Raw genomic sequence first — 16737 nt, forward strand, 5'->3', positions numbered from 1 at the left:
CGGGGGAAGGCGGTACGCGGTGCCAACACTCAGGCGCGGCTCGTGCAAAGGCGGAGTCTACGAGTTCGGTGCGCGTTCAGGTGTCGAGGAGGTGATGGGGTTGGGAAGCTTGCTATCTCACCGTGTCTCGAGGCTCGCCGCACGCGGCTCGCACCTCGACCATCGGGGGGAAGGTCCGGCGCCCGGGGGGTCGTGCACCTCGACCATCAGGGGGGCGGCGCTTGGGCGCCGTGCAACTCGGCCATCGGGAGGGGCCGCCAACGATCTCAGCTCTTTGTCAACGCAATCGCCGCCTCACCGGTGTAGGTGAGGTAGGTGAAGGACTCCTGGAAGTAGAGGTTCACCGTGTCGCCGTCGTGCGAGTCGTAGCCGATGGAGACGTCCTGACCGATGGTCAGCTCGAAATCACCGCCGCGGGTGGACAATACGAAGGCGCCGGATATCGCGGGCGCCCACACGATGTCGCCGTCGATCAGCCGCTGGATGTGCTGGCGGATCGGATATCCGTGGTTGGAGGTCTCGTTGATCAGGTTGTAGACGTCGGCGGAGACCGCGATCGAGTACGGGCCGTCGATGGAGGCGAGTTTGAGGGTGGAGAGCGCCTGACTGAACGCTTCCGGGTAGTCGCGGACGTCCTCCGGCAGCGCGATCGGCGTGGAGCTGGTCTCGGCGCGAATGCCGGAGATCCCAGCGGCCGCATAGCCTTCGAAGATCGCTTGATCCTCGGCGAGCGCGAGCTGGCGTGCGGCGTCGACGACCGGATCCCAGTCGGAGTCCTCGGCGCCGCGGTCGACGTCGTCGATGGCCTCGCGGGTGACGGTGAACGGGACCTTCAGTTCGACGAGCGGCTGCACATGGCGCTGAAAGGCGAGGATGCCGTCGGCGGGGGAGTCGATCTTGGATCGATGCCCGCGGGTGACCGACGACGCCTCGAGTCCGAGGGGTCCCTTGACGTCGACGATCCGACGCCCGGCGCTGTTGCGCTTGAACGAGCGGGTCGCCTCTTCTTCGATCGCCTCCCACGCCGAGGTGGAGATGGGCGCGAGTTCGCGATGCAGGTTGTTCATGAGGCGTCTCCTTGGTGGTGGTCGGATCGATCGGGGTGGCAGTGCGCGTCAGTGCAGTGAACCGATGCCCAACGACCCGTCGCTCGGACGCGACGGCGCGGTGGGTCTCGGTTCGGCGGTCGTCGGTGGGGCGTCGTCGGATTCGTCGTCTTCGGTGCCGGCAGCCGGAGCCGGGGGTAGGTCGTCGAGGAAATCGACTGTCGGGGTGAAGAACTGGGCGCCGGTGACTGCAGTGGTGAAGTCCAGGAGTCGGTCGTAGTTGCCCGGCGGGTCGCCGATGAACATCTTGCGCAGCATCTCCTCGGTGACGTCGGGACCCGAGGAGTACGCGATGTAGAAGGTGCCGGCCTCTCCGGTGCCGAGTTCGCCGGTGCCGGAGACGTTTCCGTAGGGCATGTTGTCGCGGACGACGTCGATCTCCTCGCCGTTGGCGTCCTCGACGACGTTGAGCGCGATGTGCGAGTTGGCGGGCTTCACATCGTCGGACATCTCGACATTGTCCAATTTCGTTCGGCCGATGGCGTTTTCCTGTTCGGTGACGCCGATGGCGTTCCAGGCGGCGAAGTCGGTGAGGTAGCGCTGAATGGCGACGTAACTGCCGCCGGCGAATGCCGGGTCCTCGTCGCCGACGGTGATCGCGTCGATCGCCGCCTGCCCCACCGGATTCTCGCTGCCGTCGACGAAGCCGATCAGGTCACGCAGATCGAAGTAGCGGAAGCCATGGACCTCGTCGACGACGGTGATCGCGTCGCCGAGATCGTTCATGGCCAGTCTGCCGAGCTCGTAACAGAGGTCGGCCTGGTCGGCCTTGATGTGCAGGAGTAGATCGGCCGGGGTGGCCGGTGCGGTGTGCACCGGCCCCTCATAGACGACGAACGGCCGCAGCGATCGTGGTCGCGCGCCGTCGAAGAGACGATCCCACGCAGCCGAGCCGATTGAGATGATCCCGGCGAGTGCCTGATCGGGGGCACGCGAAGACACCGAGTTGATACGGGAGCCCAGTTCGGCGAGGAAGTCACGAACACCGGACTCGCCGCCCTCGTTGATCGTCATGACCAGGAACAGGGCGTGTTTGGTCTTGCGTGTCAGGATCGTCTGCGGCACCGGCACGTCGTCTACCCTATCCGACTGACCGGATGGTCGTGGTCACTGAGGCAACCCTGCGAAAGATGAGATCAGGCAAGCCTTTTCACGGGCGTCACCGCGTTGGGAAGCTACTTCCGCGCGATCGCCCGCCCCGCGACCCGCCCGGAGAAGATGCAGCCCCCGAGGAAGGTGCCCTCGAGCGCGTTGTAACCGTGGACGCCGCCACCGCCGAAACCGGCAACCTCGCCCGCGGCGTAGAGGCCCTCGAAGACCGTCCCGTCGGGACGCATGACCGCCGAATCGAGGTTGGTCTCAAGTCCACCGAGGGTCTTGCGGGTCAAGATGTTCAGGCGGACTGCGATCAGCGGGCCGTGCTCCGGGTCGAGGATCTTGTGCGGTTTGGCCACCCGGGCCACCTTGTCGCCGAGATACTGCCGCGCATTGGTGATGGCCATCAGCTGCGCGTCCTTGGAGAACTTGTTGTCGACGTCGGCGTCACGCGCGGAGATGATGCGTTCGACCTTCTGCAGATCCAGTTGTGGGCCGCGGGTGATCTTGTTCATCCCGTGCACGAGTTCGGCGAGGTTGTCGGCGACGACGAAGTCCTCACCGTGCTCGACGAACGCGGCCACCGGTCCCGGGGCTCCCTTGGCCAAGCGGCTCTTGGCGGCAAACTTCAGATCCTTGCGCGTCAGATCCGGATTCTGCTCGGAACCCGAGAGCATGAACTCCTTCTCGATGATCGACTGCGTGAGGATGAACCACGAGTAATCGTGACCGGTCGCGAGGATCGCCTTCATCGTGGAGTTGGTGTCGAAGCCGGGGAAATTCGGCGGAGCCAGCCGGTCGCCGTTGGCGTCGAGCCAGATCGACGAGGGCCCGGGAATGATCCGGATGGCGTGATTGGGCCAGATCGGGTCCCAATTGATGATGCCCTCGGTGTAGTGCCACATCCGGTCGCGATTCACCAGACTCGCACCCGCATCCTCGGCGATGCCGAGCATCCGGCCGTCCACGTGGGCGGGCACCCCGGCGATCATCGTCTTCGGCGCCGGACCGAGGCGCTCCACCGGCCAGTTCTCGCGGATCAGATCGTGGTTGTGGCCGATCCCGCCGGTGGTGAGCACGACGGCGCCGGCGCGGATCTCGAAGTCGCCGACCACCTCGCGGCCCGACGCCTTCCCGCGCTCGAGATCGGTGGGCTCGAGCAGGGCGCCGCGCACCCCGACCGCCATGTCGTCCTCGACGACGATGTCGTCGACGCGATGGCGGAAACGGAACTCGACCAGGCCGCGCCGCTCGGCGTCGAGCACCGGCTCGGCGAAGATCCGCACCACCTCGGGGCCGGTGCCCCAGGTCAGATGGAATCGCGGCACCGAGTTGCCGTGGCCATCGGCGAATCCGCCGCCGCGCTCGGCCCAACCCACCAGCGGTGCCCGCAGGCCGAGGTCGTGCAGATACTGCCGCTTCTCGGTCGCGGCGAAGTCGACGTAGGCGCGGGCCCACTGTCGCGGCCAGTAGTCCTCGTCGTCGCGATCGAAGCCGGCCGAGCCCATCCAGTCCTGCAGTGCCAGCTCGGCGGAGTCGTGAATACCGAGACGCCGTTGCTCGGGGGTGTCGACGAGGAACAGCCCGCCCAACGACCAGAACGCCTGCCCGCCGAGATGGTTGCGGTTCTCCTGATCGACGACGATCACCTTGCGTCCGGCGCGGGTGAGTTCATAGGTGGCGACAAGTCCGGCCAAACCGGCCCCGACCACGATGGCGTCGGCCTGCTGCTGCTGAGTCACTGGACCTCCCTGAGAGTCGACACCGACACTAATGCGCCCGACACCTGATCGGCACCGGTGCGGTGCGTCACGCATTCACCGACAACTCTTTAAGGACTCTCAGGACATTTCGGACCGCATCTCAGATTTCTTTTTGCGATGTGATCAAGTCGACGTCCAACCGTGATTGGCGCAGGTGACGGCAGTCACCCGAGCCTGGCAGGATCTGTCGCAGTGGGTGGTGGCCCCTCGAGCGCCTTTGCCGCGGTGTTATGGGGCCGTTACTATCGGCCGCGACGGGGATCGTCCCGGGCGGAGAGCCGCCACCACCCCGCACCACCCATGTGAACGAGCCCGCTCGGGTCACGATCGTAAGGATTGACAACTGATGCTGACTCGCGCCCGTAAGCGCCTGGTGGCGGGAATGGTGGCCTTGGCCGCCGTTGCCGGTGTCACCACGGTTGCCGCGCCAGCCGCCCATGCTGCCAACGGCTGCGGAGTGGAGAACGTCTACTCCGCCGCCATGCACCGTTCCGTGCCCGTGTGCATCGTCGACGGAGGAGGCGGAGGCCCCAAGCCGACCCTTTATCTGCTCGATGGCCTGCGTGCGCCCAACAACAACAGTGGCTGGCTGATCAACACCGATGTGGCCCGCTGGATGGGCGGCAAGGGCACCAATGTCGTGATTCCGTTCGGCGGAGGCGGCAGCTTCTACACCGACTGGGAGCGCCCCGACCCGAAGCTGGGCATCAACAAGTGGGAAACCTTCCTGACCCGCGAGCTGCCCGCCTACATGGCGAAGCAGCACAACAGCGACAACAAGCGCAACGGCATCGCCGGCTTGTCGATGTCGGGCACCTCGGCGCTCAACCTCGCTTCTCGCCACCCCAATTTCTACAAGGCCGTCGCGTCCTACAGCGGCTACCCGACGGTGACCATGCCCGGCTTCACCCAGGGCATCCAGGCGTCGGTCTCGACCATGGGCGGCGACCCCAACAACATGTGGGGCTTCTACCCGGCCGGTGAGTGGTTCCAGAACGACCCGTTCCTCTCTGCGGGGAACCTGTCGGGCCATCGCGTCTTCATCTCGGCAGGCACCGGCATGGGCAGTCGCTACGACTCATCGATCACCCCGGGCAGCCCGAACTTCAACGCGGTGCACTTCGCGCAGATGGTTCCGCTCGAGGTCGCCGCGTCGACCAGCAGCCAGATCTACATCGCACGGCTGCGCACCCTCCCGATCCAGCTCACCACCCGGATCACCCCCGATGGCGATCACTGGTGGGACTACTGGCAGGCCGACTTCAAGCAGTCGTGGGGCAGCACCTTCGCCCCGGCGTTCTTCTGATCCGCTGATCGGGGTCAGAGCGCCTGCGAGCGCCTGAACGACCACGAACGAGGGCCGGTGATCATTGATCACCGGCCCTCGTTGTTTCGTTGCGACGGGTGTGGGGAGACCTACATGGGTCGGCGGACCGGGTCCGTGCGCGTACTCGGCTGCTCCGAAGTGGGGGCGGGGTGCGCGGCCCGTGTCGGGGAGAGCATGTGTGCCGCCTGCCGTGCGGCGACGGACGTCGAGATCAGCACGCCGGCGACCGCGCCGCCCAGGGCGCAACCCAGTGCACCGAAACGCCACATATGCTCACCCACTCACCTCGGCGGACGTTCAGTCAGCCACGGTATAAGCCGACTTACACGATTGCGAGGTGAGAGCCGCGGTCGTGGGGGACCCGACAGTCGGCCTGGGTGGTGTGCTGGGCCTCGCTCTGTCGGGTCTCGATCAACTGCCCGCGATGACCTACCGCCCGCGATGAGCTACCGCCCCGCGATGACCGACCCGCCCGCGATCGGCTACTCCGTGGGCGGCCGCCGGAAGACCGACGTCTCACCGTCGTCGGGGTCGCCTTTCTCGTGGACGCCGCCGTCGTGGGCGACGTCCTCGGAACCCGTTGGCGCCGAAGGTGAATCGTCGATCGACCGGAAGTCCCGATCACCGTCGATCTTCGGTGCCGGTCCCTCGACGCGGGGGATGCGCTGGGTGGGACGATCCCACAGATAGGCGCTGTCGTCGTCCTCGGGATTGGGGGACTGCGGGGCGCTGTGCCGAGAGCGCTGGGAGGCGATGACTGCCGTCGGTGCCGCCGCCGCGGCACCGCGCGGCTCGACGACCGTCGGCTCCTCCGAGCCGGGTTCGTCCCATCCGGGTTCGTCCCATCCGGGTTCGTCACCGTCGGGCACCTCGCCGCCGCGTTCGCCGTCCCGCAGAGCCTCGCCGTCCAGGTCGTCGTCGGGATCGGTCGGGCGGTTGCGGCGGGCGCGCAGCAGCAACAGCAGCCACGCGAGTAGCAGGAGCACACCGACGATGCCGAGGATCAGCGGCAACCAGAGATTGCCGAGCTTCAGCAATCCCATGTAGTGCTTGGCTTTCGACGCCTGCTCGGAGACGGTGCCATCGGTCCAGGCGAAAGTGCCCTTCAGTGCGTCGAGTTGATAGTTGCGCACCGCGGCCGGGGTGGAGTCGTCGTCCTTGTACGGCGACCGGAAGTACTGATGCTGGTCCTCACGGCCGTCGACGATGGTGCCGGTCTCCGGTTCGACCCACAGATCACGCGTCGCCGTCGCGTAGCGGTGCATGTTGACCTGGTCGTTGGGTCGAACACCGGCACCGGTGATGCCCCACCACTTGGCCGGCATCGTCAGCATGGTGCCGAGCGCGGCCTCGTTCTGCGGGTTGGGCAGGGTCGACAGATCGGTCTCGGGGACCTGGGTCCGGAAGTGGTAGGTCTTGACGCCGTCGATGGTCTGCTCGCCGACGAACTTGGCGTCGGTGTCCTGGCGGGTATTGAGGTCATAGACCAGGTACGAACGCTTCTTGGTGTCGAACGGGAACTTGTACTGGAAGCCCTTGCGGTTGGTGAGCTGGACCGACACGTCCTTGGCGTCGACACCCTTGGGTGCGGCCTCGACCTGCAGGGAGCTGACGGTGCCATTCGGCACCGACGTCTTGCGGCTCACCGAGACCCGATCGATGCTCGCGGTCAGCAGGCCGTCGTTGCACTGCAGGTCGCCGTTGGCGTTGGGAGCCGGTGGCTGCGCCTCGTCGCCGCCCGCGGTGCGGGTGCGGTCGACCTGCACGGTCTGTGCGGATTGGACGGTGGCCTGCCGACGATCCGATGGGTCGACGATCACCGACCGGCGTTGCTGGGTCAGGTGCGCCTGCAGGGTCTCGGCCTTGGCCTGACCGATCGAGCAGCGATCGAAGATGACCGCCGGGAAACGTTCACCGGGAGAACCGTCGGCGGGCACGGTGGTCGCATTGGATGTGATGTCGAGATCGAGTGGAACCACCCGGAGCTGCGGGACCAGGGCCAGCGGAATGGCGATCGCGGCGGTGATGCAGGCCACGCCGAAGAACGCCAGCAGCGCCGGCAACACTCGTTTCATCAATCGTCTCCCTCAGGTTGGCGACGTCGAGCCATCGTCGGGCGCTCGCGACTGCGTTCCACCCTAATGGCGGGTGCCCGCGGCACGGTCCAACGCCTCGCCCATCGGCTCAGCGGCCCGCCGATCCCGCCGATCGACGATCACGCTCGGCCTCTTTCATGATCCCGGCCATGTATCCGTAGATCTCGCGGTCGCTCATCGCCTTCCACCGCGGGGCCAGCAACTTCATGTACTTCTCGACGTAGAGGAGTTGCTTGCCCACCAGCACCAGCTCGCGTGGCAGCCGGGCATCGTGGGCGCGTGCGACGGCGGCGAGCTGACGGCCCAGATCGGTGTAGCTCATCGAGCCGAGGTCGGTGCTCGACAGTGGCTTGGCGACCTTTTCGATGTCGGCGCCGCCCGCGGCGGTCGAGCCCGGATTGCGTACCGCGCCGAGCAGGAAGATCGCGCGCCCGGCCGATTCGTAGTCGTTGCGCACGATCAGATCCACGACGAGCTGACGCAAGATGCGCCGGGTGCGCGGGGTGAACCGTCCGACGATGCCGAAGTCGAGCAGCACGAGCCGGCCCGCGTCGTCGACGAGCACATTGCCCGCGTGCAGGTCACCATGGAAAAGGCCGCCGTGGAACGCCGACTCCAGAAGGGACAGAAGGAGATTGCGGCACAGTGCGACACCGTCGTGCCCGGCGGCGCGGACCGCCGCGGCATCGTCGATGCGGGTGGCGTAGATGCGTTCCATCGTCAGCACACGGGCGGTGGTGAACTCGTCGTAGACGGCGGGCACACGCACCCGGTCGCCGAACGGGCCCGGGCGCAGGCATTCGTACCACTCGCGCATTGTCGACGCCTCATTGCGGAAATCCAGCTCGGCGTCGAGGCCGGTCGCGAAGTCCTCGACGACGTGCCGGGCGCTGAGCATGCGGCCGTACTCCGACAGTTCGGCCAGCGCGGCGAGGCGATCGAGGATGGCGACGTCGGGTGCCAGCCGTTCACCGATGCCCGGCCGCTGGATCTTGACGACCACCTCGGTGCCGTCGGCGAGTGTGGCCGTGTGGACCTGGGCGATCGACGCCGACGCGATCGGCTCGGTGTCGAAGGTCGCGAAAACCTCCTCCGGAGGCCGCCCGAACTCCTCGATGAACAACGCACGGATGTCGGCATCGTCGGCCGGGGAGACCCGGTCGAGCAGCGACTCGAACTCCGACGCCAGGGTCTCGGTGAAGACTCCCGGGCTCGATGCGATCAGCTGACCGAGCTTCACGTAGGTGGGGCCGAGATGCTCGAAGGTGGTGCGGACCTCGTGGGCTGCGCGTCGGGCCGTGCGCTGTGCGGTCGGCGGGCGCAGCCGCAGCGCGTCGGTGGCGGTCCCGAGCGCGAACCGGGCCACGCCGGCCGTGGCGTGCACGGCCGTCGAGCCGAATCGGTAGGCCTCCGACAGCGGCGACACCGGCCGCAACTGCGTGCGCACCGATCCCTGCTCATGCGGATCGAGAAGACCGGAGGATTCCGTGCGGGGGGTGTTGACTAGGGGTTTGTTCATGATCGTCACCGCCGGCCAGTGTACCGAGCGTCACCTCGTCCACCCGGCTCGTGGGCCTCCGGTTGCTACTCGTGGGCGGGTTCTCCGGTGACGCGATGATCGGCGTGATTGATTGCCTCGGCGACGAGACGGCTCACGTGACCGTCGCGGATGCGATAGATCACCCGGCGACCGTCCCGTCGGGTGTCGACGAGTCCGGTGAAACGCAGTTTGGCCAGGTGCTGACTGACCGCGGTACGTGACGCGCCGACCGCTGTCGTGAGCGCGGAAACATCGGCCTCACCCTCGGTGAGCAGCCACAACAGGTGCAGGCGCGTGGGGTCGGCGAGCATCGAGAAGGTAGACGCCGCGGTGCCGAGGAGCTCGGGGTCGGCGTGCACGCGATGGTGCAGACTCGGCGTCGGTGAGTCGTCCTCGACCTTCATCTGACCCCGTCCACGTGACCTCGCTTGCGGTGCGGCGGCTCCGGCGCGCCGTGAGGTCATCGTAGGGGAGAGATCGCGAGCCGCGCGGGCGACGACGCCGACTCGGACGACGCGGACTCGTCGGCGGTGTCGGCGCGCCCGGTCCACGTCGCGAATCCGGTGGCCACCGCGGCCACCACTGCCAATACGCCGACGGTTCCGGCCGAACCGACGAGTGCCGGACCCCAGCCGGCGATCGAGTAGGTGACCAGGAACCCGGCGTGGGACAACGAGAACTGCGCGGCGAAGACGTCGTCGCACACCGCCGTCGGGGTACGGTCACGGATCAGCCGGGGCACGGTGGTGTTGACCAGTGAGGTGGCTGCACCGAGCACCACCCAGGTCAGTAACAGGGCCGCGGCGCTGGGCTGTGCGGCCAGCCACCAGGCGGCGCCGGCCAACCCGACGGCACACGTACCCGCGCCGGCGAGCAAGACCATCGCCACCCCCACGCGTCGGGACAGCACGGGTACGAGCAGTGTCGCGACGAGCGATCCGCCGCCGAAGACCGCCAGCGCGACGGCGACGGTCGAGTCGCTGGCGTGCAGATCGGCGCGGACGTAGACCACCGTGCCGACGAATACCACCGCGGTCGCCGCCGCGACGGCGAGGTTGGCCCACAGGGTCCGACGGAACACGCGGTGGCCGAACATGATTCGCACACCCGAGCCGAGCCTGTCGACAAAGGTGGTCATCGTCGGAGAGGTGAGGTGGGTGCGGTGTAGGCCGGAGGAACGCACGAGCAGCGCCGAGCACACGAAACCGACTGCGGTGCAGGCGAAAAGCGTCGAGTAGGACCACACGGTCAACAATGCGGCCGCGAGTAGCGGGCTCAGCAGCGCCTCGAGATCGTAGGCGGCGCGCGACGCCGAGACCGCGGCGGTGTAGTCGACCTCGTCGGCAACGACGTGGGCCAGCGTCGCGGAGAACGTCGGCGTGAACGTCGCCGACGCCGTCTGCAGGGCGAAGATGAGCAGATAGATCTGCCACGTGTGTTCCACCCACGGCAGACACGCCGCCATGGCCGTGCGGGTCAGATCCGCACCGATGAGCACCCGGGCCGGGGAGAACCGTGCGAGCAGGGCGCGCATGACCGGCGCCATCACCACATACGCCACCATCTTGACCGCCAGCGCCGCGCCGAGGACCTGTGCCGCGTCATCACCGGCCAGGCGGTAGGCGAGTAGTCCCAGCGCGACCGTCATCAGTCCGGTTCCGGCCAGCGACACGATCTGCGCCAGATAGAGCCGCCCGAACGTCGCGTTGGTGAGCAGGGTCCGCACCGAATGAACTGTACCCACATGTGCGCATCTGCGCACCTAAAAGATATGTCGTCCACACGCGATGGCGTAGAGTCCGCCGGGAGAGGTTTTCGACTGGGAATCGAAAACGTGCACCGCTGGTTGTTCGACACAGATTCCCGTCGCCGCAGCCGCTGTGACGGGAGCAAGGAAAGAGGTGGACCATGGCCGTGTCGCGATCCGCCGACCTCGTCGTGGTCGGCGCGGGAGTGGCGGGTATCGCCGCGGCACTCACCGCACGGGCTGCCGGACTACGCGTCGTGTTGGTGCACAAGGGCCCGCGATGGCAGACCGACCGGACCGAACAGCCCACCGCCACCTTCTACGCGCAAGGTGGTGTCGCGGTCGTCATGCCCGACAACCCCGCCGACTCCGTCGACTCGCATCTCGCCGACACCCTGGCTGCCGGCGCAGGCCTCAGCGACCCCGCCGCGAGCCGCCCCATCCTCGACGCAGGCTGGGCGGCGGTCTCCGAATTGATCTCGTGGGGAACGCAATTCGACCGCGATCCCACCGGTGCGCTGGCCCGCACCCGAGAGGGCGGCCACCGGGTACGGCGCATCCTGCACGCCGGTGGCGACGCGACCGGCGCGGCCGTGCAACGCGCATTGTGGGCGGCGCTGGGCGAGGCGCAGGCCGCCGGCGGCATCGAATGCCTCGACGAATCGGTGGTGACGTGGGTGCTCACCGACATCGTCGGCCGTGCCGTCGGCGTCTCCTACGTCCGCGGCGGTGCCAACGGTGGGGTCGGCGAACCCCGCGTCGTGTCGGCGCCGACGGTCCTGCTGGCCACCGGCGGTGCGGGGCATCTGTATGCGGCCACGACCAATCCGTCCGGGGCCACCGCCGACGGAATCGCCCTGGCGCTTCGTGCCGGGGCCCGCGTCGCCGACCTCGAGTTCATCCAGTTCCATCCGACGATGCTGTACACCCCGGGAGAGCGCGGGCGCCGAACCCTGGTGACCGAGGCGATCCGCGGTGAGGGCGGACGGCTCGTCGACGCCGACGGAGCGTCGGTGACCGCGGGCGTGCATCCGCTCGGCGATCTCGCTCCCCGCGACGTCGTCGCCAACGCCGCGATGGCGGCCCTCGCCCGCACCGGCCATCCGTGCGTCTACCTCGACATTTCGGGTATCGATCGCTTCGCGGACCGATTCCCGACGGTCACCGCCGGCGTGCGGGTGGCCGGGCTGTCCCTCGACTCCGGCCTGATCCCGGTGGTACCCGGGGCGCACTACCAGTGCGGCGGCGTGGTCACCGACACCTTCGCCCGCACCGGTGTGCCCGGTCTGCTCGCTGCCGGCGAGGTGGCCCGCACCGGTCTGCACGGCGCGAACCGACTCGCCTCCAACAGCCTGCTCGAGGGCGTGGTCATGGGTATCCGCGCGGCCGGCGTCGCGGTGACCGACCGCGACGCGATCCGGGGCGCCGCCGTCGACGGGGTGCACGGTGACGAGGTGCGCGGTCACGAGGACCTACCCGCACTCGACCGCACGACCCTCCAGGATGCGATGAGCCGCCACGTCGCGCTGTGCCGCGACGCCTCGGGGCTCGCCGAGGTCGCAACGCTGCTGGAGTCGGCGCCGATGCGCCGGATCGCCGGGGTCGCCGACGCCGAGGACGCGTCGCTGACCCTGGCTGCCGGTGTGGTCGTGGCCGCGGCGGCCGCGCGCCGTGAATCACGGGGCTGCCACGTGCGTTCGGACTTCCCGCGGTCCGACGTCGACGCGAGGTCGAGGTATTTCGGTCTGGCACGAGGTGTGATTGCCGAGGTCGCCGACGCCGCGCCGGTGAGCGTCCCGGGGTAGCCCCGACGGGTCTTCCTTCGTACACTGACCGGCGGGGGTCGCGTTTTCTTACCGCACATGGTGACGAGCAGGCTGTCGGTGCGGCCGGTCCGCCCTCGGTGGACGACGCGTGGACCCACCGGGCACAGCGCGGTCGGACCGCGCGAATGGGAGGTTCGATGGACAGCGAGGGTTGCTGGTCGACGGTGGTCAGTACGGCTGCCGAACGCCGCGCGCTGGGACTCCCGGAGTCGGCCGGGTGGATGCTCGAATGTCGCCTGCCGATCGGTCACCGCGGCAATCACGCCACCGACGGCAGCACGTCGCCGCGCAATGATCGGCGATTCTGGCTGGAGTGGAACGACTTCGACCCGCACGCGCAGTCGCTGATCGAACGCAATCCGTGCCCGGTGCGCTCGCTGGAGAACGCCCCGTGCCTGTACTTCCACGGCCACCCCGGGCCGCACCTCTACGTCCGATCCAATGGTCACGCACCGACCGCGATGTCGGGGATGGCCGCGGGCGGTCACGGCCATGCCGGGCTGCACTCCTCGGCGCCCGGGCCCGAGTATTCGACGCAGGGCACGGCACCGGGTCCGAGCGGATCCCACGGGCCGTCCACCGGTGACCTGCCGGTTGCAGGGGCCGGTGCCCGCGGGTCGCATCGGATGCCGGAGCCGCCCCGCCCCGAACCCTCCCGCCCCGAACCCTCCCGCCCCGAACCCTTCAGGCCGGAACCTTCCAGGTCCGAGCCGCCGATGGTCGGGGAGTCGGACTATCGGGGCGGCCGTCGGTCCACCGACTCGGCGCCCCCGCACGATCAGACCCCCTACCACGGCCGACGCCACAGCTTCGACGTCCCCGCCTCGCGTCCGGAGCCCACCTTCGCGCCGGACGAGCCGTACGTGGCTACCGCTCCGACGCCTGCACCCTCGGAGTTCGCGGCGCAGGAATCTGCCCCGGCGCACGATCTGCAGCCGACGTTGGGCCTGACCGAGGTCGGCGACGCTCTTGATGACGTCGCGACAGCTCTGTCGCGACTGGCCGCCGCGCTGCGGCGCGACTGACCGCCGACAGCGCCCTTCTCTCCGCCAACGGCGCTCTCTCCACTGCGTCGACGGCGCTCATCTCTTCGTGACCCTCCTCTCCCGCATACCCTAGGGGGGTAGCGTGTGCCGCCCCGGGGGCGTATACCTGTAGGGGGTATCAGGACACGGTGCCCGAGGAGGACATCATGGATCACGCCGAACACGGCTACATCAGCAACAAGGATGACTATCTGCGTCGCCTTCGGCGGATCGAGGGACAGGCCCGCGGTCTGCAGCGGATGGTCGAAGAAGAGAAGTACTGCATCGACATCCTGACCCAGGTCTCGGCGATGACCAAGGCCTTGCAGGCGGTCAGTCTCGGCCTGCTCGAGGAGCACATGAATCACTGTGTGGTCCGGGCGGCCCAGGAAGGCGACGCCGAGGGCAAGGCCAAGGTCGACGAGGCAGTGCAGGCGATTGCCCGTCTGGTCAAGTCCTGAAAACCACTGTTCGACAAGCATTTACACCTTGAAAAGGAGCGTGCTCATGGCGAGCGAGACCTACACCGTCACCGGCATGACCTGCGGCCACTGCGCCGCGTCGGTCCGCGAGGAGATCGAGGAGATCCCCGGTGTGCAGAACGTGGACGTGACCGTCGATTCGGGACGGGTGGAGGTGACGAGCGAGACACCCCTCGACCGCGAGGCGGTCGCCCGCGCCGTCACCGAAGCCGGCTACCAATTGGTGTGACCCGCAGATGATCCCGAACACCGTCGCGTCGAACACCGTCGTGCGGGTCGCCGCCTTCCTGGTGGCGCTCGCGGCGGTGTTCGCCATCGCGTTCGCCGTCGGGCATGCGGTCGCGCCCGACGCGGGAGTACCGGTGCCCGAACATCATTCGACCACCACCGATCTCCATGGGGGTCACCGATGACCGCACCCACCACCGAACGCATCGACCTCGACATCGAGGGGATGACCTGCGCGTCGTGCGCCAACCGCATCGAGCGCAAGCTCAACAAACTCGACGGCGTGCACGCCACCGTCAACTTCGCGACCGAACGCGCCCAGATCGACCATCCCTCCGAGGTGGATACCGCCGCACTCATCGCGGCCATCCGATCCGCGGGATATGACGCCGCGCCCGTCGATGACCGCCCGTCGGGGGCCGACGACGCCGACCCCGACGCCGACCCGGACCTCGACGCACTGCGTACCCGAGTGCTGATCAGCGCCGCGTTGACGATTCCGGTCGTCGTGCTCGCGATGGTCCCGGCGTGGCAGTTCACCTACTGGCAGTGGCTGTCGTTGACGCTCGCCGCACCCGTGGTGGTGTGGGGCGCGTGGCCGTTCCACCGCGCCGCCTGGGTGAACCTGCGGCACGGCGCCACCACCATGGACACCCTGGTGTCGATGGGGACGCTGGCCGCCTTCGGGTGGTCGCTCTACGCGCTGTTCCTCGGCACCGCAGGCGAACCCGGCATGACCCATGGCTTCGACCTGATCCCACAACGCGGCGACGGCGGCGCCAACATCTACCTCGAGGCCGCCGCGGGTGTCACGACCTTCCTGCTCCTCGGCAGATATCTGGAGAAGCGCGCGACGCGCACCGCCGGTGACGCACTGCGCGCCCTGATGCGCCTGGGCGCCAAGGATGTTGCCGTCGTGCGCGACGGCGTCGAACAGCGGATTCCGATCGCAGAGCTGGCGGTCGGCGACGAATTCGTCGCGCGACCCGGCGAGAAGATCGCCACCGACGGCGTCGTCGTCGGCGGCGCCTCGGCGGTCGACGCGTCGATGGTGACCGGGGAGTCGATGCCGACCGAGGTCGGCCCCGGCGACTCGGTGGTCGGCGCGACGATCAACACCAGCGGCCGGCTGCTGGTGCGGGCGACCCACGTCGGCGCCGACACCGCCCTGGCCCAGATGGCCCGGATGGTCGCCGACGCCCAGGCCGGCAAGGCCGGGGCGCAGCGCCTCGCCGACCGGATCTCCGCCTGGTTCGTGCCCGTGGTGATCGCGATTGCCGTTGCCGCACTGGGATTCTGGCTGGGTGCAGCGGTCGCGTCGGATTCGCCGGTGGGCTTCGCGTTCACCGCGGCGGTCTCCGTGCTGATCATCGCATGCCCGTGCGCGCTGGGATTGGCGACGCCGACCGCGCTGATGGTGGGCACCGGTCGTGGTGCGCAATTGGGAATTCTGTTGACCGGCCCCGAGGTTCTCGAACAGACCCGCCGGATCGACACCGTGCTGCTCGACAAGACCGGCACCGTCACCACCGGCGTCATGCAGGTCGAGAAGATCCAGCCCGCAGACGGAGTCGATGGCGATCGCATCCTGGCGGCTGCGGCAGCCGTCGAGTCGGCATCCGCACACCCCCTCGCCAAGGCCATTGTCGCTGCCGCCCAGCATCTTCCGGTTGGCGACGTCACCGACTTCATCAGCACCGAGGGGGTCGGTGTCGGCGGGATCGTGGGCGGCGAGAAGGTCCGTGTCGGCAGCCCCCGGGAACTCGGTGAGCGGTTACCCGAGCCGCTGCGGCAGTCACTCGACGCCGCCCACGAACGGGGAGCGACCGCGGTGATCGTCGGCATCGAGGGCGACAACTCGACCGAGTACGGGGTGATCGTCGTCGCCGACACGGTGAAAGAATCATCGCGAGAAGCGATCTCGGAACTCAAACGCATGGGTCTGACGCCGGTTCTGCTGACCGGCGACAACGCGGGAGCGGCGCGTTTCGTGGCCGGCGCGGTCGGCATCGACCAGGTGATCGCCGAGGTGCGGCCCGAGGAGAAGGTGAACGCGGTCAAGGACTTCCAGCGTCAGGGTAAGACGGTGGCGATGGTCGGTGACGGCATCAACGACGCCGCCGCGCTCGCCCAGGCCGATCTCGGTGTGTCGATGGGTACCGGAACCGACGTCGCGATCGCCGCCGCCGACCTCACCATCGTCGACGGTAACCTGCGCAAGGTGGTCGACGCCATCGCGCTCTCGCGGCGCACGCTGCGCACCATCCGGGGAAACCTGTTCTGGGCCTTCGGATACAACGTCGCCGCGTTGCCGATCGCGGCGGCCGGACTGCTGAACCCGATGATCGCCGGAGCAGCGATGGCCTTCTCGTCGGTCTTCGTGGTCGCCAACAGCCTGCGACTGCGGGGTTTTCGGCCGCACACGCGCTGACTGAACGGGCCGAAATCCGGTGGATACCCGGCGAATCCGACAATCGGGAGTTCGACATCGTCAACGGAGTC

14 protein-coding genes are annotated in these 16737 nt (G+C 68.1%); 7 read left to right on the top strand and 7 right to left on the bottom strand.

Going from position 1 to position 16737, the window contains the following annotated elements:
- Positions 1-266 precede the first annotated feature (266 nt).
- The 3 genes from AC5ZH6_RS02555 to AC5ZH6_RS02565 all read right to left on the bottom strand — a co-directional run bounded on the left by AC5ZH6_RS02555 (position 267) and on the right by AC5ZH6_RS02565 (position 3943).
- Positions 267-1067 carry a family 1 encapsulin nanocompartment shell protein gene (locus AC5ZH6_RS02555; RefSeq protein ID WP_006369314.1) on the bottom strand — a complete coding sequence of 267 codons (801 nt, stop codon included), beginning with the start codon at positions 1065-1067 and terminating at the stop codon, positions 267-269.
- Between the two features lie 48 nt (positions 1068-1115).
- Positions 1116-2177, bottom strand: coding sequence for a Dyp-type peroxidase (locus AC5ZH6_RS02560; protein ID WP_006369315.1), 1062 nt, complete (start codon positions 2175-2177; stop codon positions 1116-1118).
- A 104-nt stretch (positions 2178-2281) separates the two neighbouring features.
- Entirely contained in the window at positions 2282-3943 is a 1662-nt protein-coding gene (locus AC5ZH6_RS02565) for an FAD-binding dehydrogenase (protein WP_496168383.1), read from the bottom strand.
- 367 nt (positions 3944-4310) lie between these two features.
- Here AC5ZH6_RS02565 and AC5ZH6_RS02570 point away from each other — a divergent pair, with 367 nt between their 5' ends.
- Entirely contained in the window at positions 4311-5270 is a 960-nt protein-coding gene (locus AC5ZH6_RS02570; protein WP_006369317.1) for an alpha/beta hydrolase, read from the top strand.
- A 503-nt stretch (positions 5271-5773) separates the two neighbouring features.
- Here AC5ZH6_RS02570 and pgfA read toward each other — a convergent pair.
- From pgfA to AC5ZH6_RS02590, 4 genes are all read right to left on the bottom strand, one after another.
- The gene (pgfA, locus tag AC5ZH6_RS02575) at positions 5774-7366 is read right to left on the bottom strand and encodes a cell envelope lipid trafficking protein PgfA (RefSeq protein ID WP_035727525.1); all 1593 of its coding nucleotides are present in this window, start codon (positions 7364-7366) and stop codon (positions 5774-5776) included.
- 109 nt (positions 7367-7475) lie between these two features.
- Positions 7476-8915, bottom strand: coding sequence for an ABC1 kinase family protein (locus AC5ZH6_RS02580; protein ID WP_035727531.1), 1440 nt, complete (start codon positions 8913-8915; stop codon positions 7476-7478).
- Between the two features lie 56 nt (positions 8916-8971).
- On the bottom strand, positions 8972-9331 hold the full coding sequence (locus AC5ZH6_RS02585) for an ArsR/SmtB family transcription factor (protein WP_006369320.1): 360 nt from the start codon (positions 9329-9331) through the stop codon (positions 8972-8974).
- A gap of 56 nt (positions 9332-9387) precedes the next feature.
- A complete protein-coding gene (locus AC5ZH6_RS02590; protein ID WP_006369321.1) occupies positions 9388-10653 on the bottom strand; it encodes an MFS transporter in 1266 nt (421 codons plus the stop codon).
- Positions 10654-10835: 182 nt separating this feature from the next.
- Here AC5ZH6_RS02590 and nadB point away from each other — a divergent pair, with 182 nt between their 5' ends.
- The 6 genes from nadB (at position 10836) to AC5ZH6_RS02620 (ending at position 16666) form a co-directional block, all read left to right on the top strand.
- Positions 10836-12479, top strand: a complete 1644-nt coding sequence (nadB, locus tag AC5ZH6_RS02595; RefSeq protein WP_006369322.1) for an L-aspartate oxidase — start codon at positions 10836-10838, stop codon at positions 12477-12479.
- A 158-nt stretch (positions 12480-12637) separates the two neighbouring features.
- A complete protein-coding gene (locus AC5ZH6_RS02600) occupies positions 12638-13525 on the top strand; it encodes a hypothetical protein (protein ID WP_006369323.1) in 888 nt (295 codons plus the stop codon).
- Between the two features lie 167 nt (positions 13526-13692).
- Positions 13693-13986 carry a metal-sensitive transcriptional regulator gene (locus AC5ZH6_RS02605; RefSeq protein ID WP_026920394.1) on the top strand — a complete coding sequence of 98 codons (294 nt, stop codon included), beginning with the start codon at positions 13693-13695 and terminating at the stop codon, positions 13984-13986.
- Positions 13987-14032: 46 nt separating this feature from the next.
- On the top strand, positions 14033-14236 hold the full coding sequence (locus AC5ZH6_RS02610; protein ID WP_006369325.1) for a heavy-metal-associated domain-containing protein: 204 nt from the start codon (positions 14033-14035) through the stop codon (positions 14234-14236).
- A gap of 7 nt (positions 14237-14243) precedes the next feature.
- A complete protein-coding gene (locus tag AC5ZH6_RS02615; protein WP_006369326.1) occupies positions 14244-14420 on the top strand; it encodes a hypothetical protein in 177 nt (58 codons plus the stop codon).
- The gene (locus AC5ZH6_RS02620; RefSeq protein WP_006369327.1) at positions 14417-16666 is read left to right on the top strand and encodes a heavy metal translocating P-type ATPase; all 2250 of its coding nucleotides are present in this window, start codon (positions 14417-14419) and stop codon (positions 16664-16666) included. Before AC5ZH6_RS02615 ends, AC5ZH6_RS02620 begins: the two co-directional genes overlap by 4 nt.
- Positions 16667-16737: the final 71 nt, after the last annotated feature.

Source organism: Gordonia sp. YC-XJ4, from assembly GCF_059511865.1.

What these genes read in the sequence shown, in the direction of transcription:
- AC5ZH6_RS02605 (WP_026920394.1), top strand. Translation starts at nt 13,693, where the DNA reads ATGGATCACGCCGAACACGGCTACATCAGCAACAAGGATGACTATCTG.
- AC5ZH6_RS02585 (WP_006369320.1), bottom strand. Translation starts at nt 9,331, where the DNA reads ATGAAGGTCGAGGACGACTCACCGACGCCGAGTCTGCACCATCGCGTG.
- AC5ZH6_RS02610 (WP_006369325.1), top strand. Translation starts at nt 14,033, where the DNA reads ATGGCGAGCGAGACCTACACCGTCACCGGCATGACCTGCGGCCACTGC.
- AC5ZH6_RS02600 (WP_006369323.1), top strand. Translation starts at nt 12,638, where the DNA reads ATGGACAGCGAGGGTTGCTGGTCGACGGTGGTCAGTACGGCTGCCGAA.
- AC5ZH6_RS02615 (WP_006369326.1), top strand. Translation starts at nt 14,244, where the DNA reads ATGATCCCGAACACCGTCGCGTCGAACACCGTCGTGCGGGTCGCCGCC.
- AC5ZH6_RS02570 (WP_006369317.1), top strand. Translation starts at nt 4,311, where the DNA reads ATGCTGACTCGCGCCCGTAAGCGCCTGGTGGCGGGAATGGTGGCCTTG.
- pgfA (WP_035727525.1), bottom strand. Translation starts at nt 7,366, where the DNA reads ATGAAACGAGTGTTGCCGGCGCTGCTGGCGTTCTTCGGCGTGGCCTGC.
- nadB (WP_006369322.1), top strand. Translation starts at nt 10,836, where the DNA reads ATGGCCGTGTCGCGATCCGCCGACCTCGTCGTGGTCGGCGCGGGAGTG.
- AC5ZH6_RS02555 (WP_006369314.1), bottom strand. Translation starts at nt 1,067, where the DNA reads ATGAACAACCTGCATCGCGAACTCGCGCCCATCTCCACCTCGGCGTGG.
- AC5ZH6_RS02620 (WP_006369327.1), top strand. Translation starts at nt 14,417, where the DNA reads ATGACCGCACCCACCACCGAACGCATCGACCTCGACATCGAGGGGATG.